The organism is Streptomyces beijiangensis, assembly GCF_017315755.1.
Lineage (GTDB): Bacteria > Actinomycetota > Actinomycetes > Streptomycetales > Streptomycetaceae > Streptomyces > Streptomyces beijiangensis.
Window position 1 is genome coordinate 1 of record NZ_JAFLRJ010000474.1, and the last position, 4,532, is coordinate 4,532.

A 4,532-nucleotide genomic window follows, 5' to 3' on the forward strand; every position below is an offset into this window, starting at 1 on the left:
CTGACGCTGCTGCCGCCCGCGCCCGGCGGCGAGCTGGCGTACGCCCTGGCGCCCGGCGAGCTGTCGAGCGCCGTGTGGCCGGGCGCGGGCGGCAGCAGCGTCAGCTCCTCGCACTCCACCGCCCCCAGTGGCAGCTCACCCGTCCCGGGACCGGTCGGGTACAGCAGCGAGAAGGCGTGCCGCCCCTCCATGAAGCGCCGGATCAGTACGCGCCCGTCAGCCAGCGGCAGCACCTCGTTGCCGGGCTCCTCGGGCTGTACCCCGGGCAGCTGGACGACGTACGGCTCAGGTCCGTCCAGCGTCCACCGCTCCGGACACCACGCCTCCGTACCGGCGTCCCTGCGCGCGAGCCGTGCCGCGTAGGACCCGTCAGCCGCGATCGTGAGACCTGTTCCCGTACCGGTCTCCATGGCCAAGGCCGTCATCGTGTCGGTCACCTCCGGTCCCGAAGCTAGTTTTCGCACGACCGGACGAACGGCATGAGTGCCACCACTTCACACATAAGGGTGGCCGTCCACCGGTTCGCCTGAGGGTGAGGGGGTGGTTGTGCTGGGCGGGAACACAGCCAGTTAAGGTAAGGCGAACCTAAGCATTCGCTGTCAGGAGCCTGTGATGTCCCTTCGCCGCCGCGGTACCGCCGCAGCCGCCCTCGCCGTCGTCGGAGCGATCTCGCTCGCAGCCTGTTCGAGCGGCGACGACAGCACCGGCTCCGCCGCCAAGGAGAACAGCGGCAAGGCAGTCGCCCAGGGCGGCAAGGACTTCGGCGGCGCGGCCGCGAAGACCGCCGCGCTCGGCACGGACGCCGAGCCCGGCCAGTTCCCGCGGACCATCACCCAGGCCATGGGCAAGACCGAACTCAAGGCGCAGCCCAAGCGGGTCGTGGTCCTGGACGTCGGCGAGTTCGACAACGTCGTGTCCCTCGGCATCAAGCCGGTCGGTTACGCCCCCACCGAGGGCAGCGTGGGCATCCCCAGCTACCTCAAGGCGGACGCAGGCAGCCCCAAGAACGTCGGCACGATCAACAACCTCAACCTTGAGGCGATCGCCAACCTCCACCCGGACCTGATCCTCGGCAGCCAGCTGCGTGCCGCGGACAAGTACGACGAGCTGTCCAAGATCGCGCCGACCGTGTTCTCCATCCGCCCGGGATTCACCTGGAAGGAGAACTACCTCCTCAACGCGGCCGCGCTCGACAAGACCGCAGCGGCGAAGACGAACCTCGCCGCGTACGAGACGAAGGCGAAGAAGCTCTCCACTGATATTGGCGCGGCCAGCGGCCCGAACAAGCCGACCGTCTCGATGGTCCGCTACCTCCCGGACAAGATCCGTCTCTACGCCCAGGCGTCCTTCATCGGCACGATCCTCAAGGACTCGGACATCCCGCGCCCCAAGAACCAGCAGGTCGAAGACCTGGCGGTCGAGGTCAGCCCCGAGAAGATCGACTCCGCGGACGCCGACTGGATCTTCACGGGCGTCTATGGCCCGCCGAAGGCCACCAAGCGCGACACCACCCAATCCAACCCGCTGTGGAAGAACCTCAAGGCGGTCAAGGCGGGCCAGGCCAAGGACGTACCCGACGAGACCTGGTACCTGGGTCTCGGCGTGACGGCGGCCGACAAGGTCCTCGACGACCTCCACAGCTTCCTGGTCAAGTAGGCGGGACCGGTCGGCGGGGTACGGACCGCAGGTAACCTGTAACCGTGCCCCGTCTGTCTGAAGTCCTCTCCGCGCTCGACGCCCTCTGGCCCCCCGAGCGCGCCGAATCCTGGGACGCCGTCGGCACGGTCTGCGGAGATCCGGACGCGGAGATCACCACGGTCCTCCTCGCCGTCGACCCCGTACAGGAGATCGCGGACGAGGCGGCCAAGCTCGGCGCCCAGCTGATCGTCACCCACCACCCGCTCTATCTGCGCGGTACGACGACGGTCGCGGCCTCCACCTTCAAGGGCCGCGTGGTGCACACCCTGATCAAGCAGGACATCGCCCTGCACGTCGCGCACACCAACGCGGACTCCGCCGACCCCGGCGTCTCGGACGCCCTCGCGGGCGCGCTCGGCCTCCGCGTCGTACGCCCCCTGGTGCCGGATCCCACCGACCCCGCGGGCCGTCGCGGCCTCGGCCGGATCTGTGAGCTGGACCACCCTCTCCCGCTGCGCGAGTTCGCCGCGGTGGCCGCCGCCAGGCTGCCCGCCACCGCGCAGGGCATCCGCGTCGCGGGCGACCCCGAGGCCCTGATCCGTACCGTCGCCGTCAGCGGCGGATCCGGCGACAGCCTCTTCGACCAGGTACGTTCCGCCGGCGTCGACGCCTACGTCACCGCCGACCTGCGCCACCACCCGGTCTCCGAAGCCACCCAGCACTCACCCCTCGCGCTGGTCGACGCCGCCCACTGGGCCACCGAGTGGCCCTGGTGCGAGCAGGCGGCCGCGCAGCTCGACGAGATCTCCGACCGGAACGGATGGGGTCTTCGCACCCACGTCTCCCGTACGGTCACAGACCCCTGGACAGTCCACCTCTCTTCTTCTGGAGCCCCCAACTGAACGCCGCCCGCGCCGACCAGATCCGCCTTCTCGACGTCCAGGCCCTCGACGTACGCCTGTCGCAGCTTGAGCACAAGAGCAATGCGCTGCCCGAGCACGCCGAGATCGAATCCCTCACCAAGGACTTCACCCAGCTGCGCGACCTGCTCGTCGCCGTGCAGACGGAGGAGTCCGACACCGCCCGCGAGCAGACCAAGGCCGAGCAGGACGTCGACCAGGTCCGCCAGCGCGCCGTACGCGACCAGCAGCGCCTGGACTCCGGCGCCGTCTCCTCGCCCAAGGACCTGGAGAACCTGCAGCGCGAGATCGTCTCCCTCGCCAAGCGCCAGGGCGACCTGGAGGACATCGTCCTCGAGGTCATGGAGCGCCGTGAGTCCGCGCAGGAGCGGGCCGCCGAGCTCACCGAGCGCGTCTCCTCGGTCGAGGCCAAGACCGCCGACGCCACCTCGCGCCGCGACGCCGCCGCGACCGAGCTGGACGCGGACATCGCCACGGCGACCAAGGAGCGCTCGGTCGTTGCCGCGTCGGTCCCTGCCGACCTGCTGAAGCTGTACGAGAAGCTCCGCACGCAGCAGGGCGGCGTCGGCGCTGCCCGGCTCTACCAGCGCCGCTGCGAGGGCTGCCGCCTGGAGCTCAACATCACCGAGGTCAACGAGGTCAAGGCCGCGTCCCCGGACACGGTGCTGCGGTGCGAGAACTGCCACCGCATCCTCATCCGCACGGCCGACTCGGGGATCTGATGCGGCAGTTCGTCGTCGAGGCGGACGGCGGTTCCCGGGGCAACCCGGGGCCCGCCGGCTACGGCGCTGTGGTGCTCGACCCGGTGACGGGCGAGCCCCTCGCCGAGGCCGCCGAGTACATCGGGGTCGCCACGAACAATGTGGCCGAGTACAAGGGTCTGATCGCGGGCCTCAGAGCGGCCCGCGCCCTGGACCCCGAGGCCAAGGTCAGGGTCCGGATGGACTCCAAGCTGGTCGTCGAGCAGATGTCGGGCCGCTGGAAGATCAAGCACCCGGACATGAAGCCCCTCGCCGCGGAGGCTGCGACGATCCTGCCGCGCGCGCAGGTCACGTACGAGTGGATCCCGCGCGAGAAGAACAAGCACGCGGACCGGCTCGCCAACGAGGCGATGGACGCGGGCAAGAAGGGCAAGCAGTGGGAACCGTCGAACTCGACGGCCGCACTGGACTTCGCTCCTTCCGGCCCGCCCGGCGATGCGGCGGCGGGAGCGGCGAAGGCCCGGGCGGCGATCGGCAACCGTACGGCCGAAGCAGCCTCGGCCCCGCCCGTGGGCTGGGCGGCGCCCGCGGACCTCGGCACGCCCGCCACGTTCGTGCTGCTCCGGCACGGCGAGACGGCGCTCACCCCCGAGAAGCGGTTCTCGGGCAGCGGTGGCAGCGACCCGATGCTGTCGGCGGCGGGCCGCGTACAGGCGGAACGGGCAGCGAAGTCACTGTCGGCGCGCGGCACGATCCAGGCGGTCGTCTCGTCCCCGCTGATGCGGTGCCGCGAGACGGCGGACGTGGTGGCGGCGAGCCTCGGCCTGCCGGTCACGGTCGAAGAGGGCCTGCGGGAAACGGACTTCGGGGCCTGGGAGGGCCTGACGTTCGGTGAGGTACGGGAGCGGTACGCCGACGACCTCGACGCCTGGCTCACCTCCCCGAAGGCGACCCCGACGGGGGGCGGCGAGAGCTTCGCGACGGTGGCCAGGAGGGTGTCGACGGCCCGCGACAAGCTGGTCGCGCGCTACCAGGGCAAGACGGTCCTGCTGGTGACGCACGTGACGCCGATCAAGACGCTGGTACGGCTGGCACTGGGAGCTCCGCCCGAGTCCCTGTTCCGGATGGAACTGTCGGCGGCGTCGGTGTCGGCGGTGGCGTACTACACGGACGGCAACGCGTCGCTGCGCTTGCTGAACGACACGAGCCACCTGCGCACCTGAAGCCCCTCCCGGAACATTCAAGCCCGCAGGGGGCAAAATCAAGCCCCTCC

General features: G+C 70.4%; 4 protein-coding genes and 1 pseudogene. 4 read left to right on the forward strand and 1 reads right to left on the reverse strand.

The window, feature by feature from the left end:
- A pseudogene (locus tag J0695_RS35085) lies at positions 1 to 425 on the reverse strand (hypothetical protein); the annotation flags it as partial.
- 187 nt (positions 426 to 612) lie between these two features.
- Between J0695_RS35085 and J0695_RS35090 the strand changes: the two are divergent.
- From J0695_RS35090 to J0695_RS35105, 4 genes are read left to right on the forward strand one after another with little or no spacing between them, the layout of a single operon-like run.
- On the forward strand, positions 613 to 1,656 hold the full coding sequence (locus tag J0695_RS35090; RefSeq protein WP_206968819.1) for an ABC transporter substrate-binding protein: 1,044 nt from the start codon (positions 613 to 615) through the stop codon (positions 1,654 to 1,656).
- Positions 1,657 to 1,700: 44 nt separating this feature from the next.
- A complete protein-coding gene (locus J0695_RS35095) occupies positions 1,701 to 2,540 on the forward strand; it encodes a Nif3-like dinuclear metal center hexameric protein (protein WP_206968820.1) in 840 nt (279 codons plus the stop codon).
- Positions 2,537 to 3,280 carry a zinc ribbon domain-containing protein gene (locus J0695_RS35100; RefSeq protein WP_242553594.1) on the forward strand — a complete coding sequence of 248 codons (744 nt, stop codon included), beginning with the start codon at positions 2,537 to 2,539 and terminating at the stop codon, positions 3,278 to 3,280. Before J0695_RS35095 ends, J0695_RS35100 begins: the two co-directional genes overlap by 4 nt.
- Entirely contained in the window at positions 3,280 to 4,482 is a 1,203-nt protein-coding gene (locus tag J0695_RS35105; RefSeq protein WP_206968822.1) for a bifunctional RNase H/acid phosphatase, read from the forward strand. Before J0695_RS35100 ends, J0695_RS35105 begins: the two co-directional genes overlap by 1 nt.
- The last annotated feature ends 50 nt before the right edge of the window (positions 4,483 to 4,532 follow it).

Excerpts from the sequence above, each read along its gene's own strand:
- J0695_RS35090 (WP_206968819.1), top strand. The coding sequence starts at position 613 with ATGTCCCTTCGCCGCCGCGGTACCGCCGCAGCCGCCCTCGCCGTCGTC.
- J0695_RS35105 (WP_206968822.1), top strand. The coding sequence starts at position 3,280 with ATGCGGCAGTTCGTCGTCGAGGCGGACGGCGGTTCCCGGGGCAACCCG.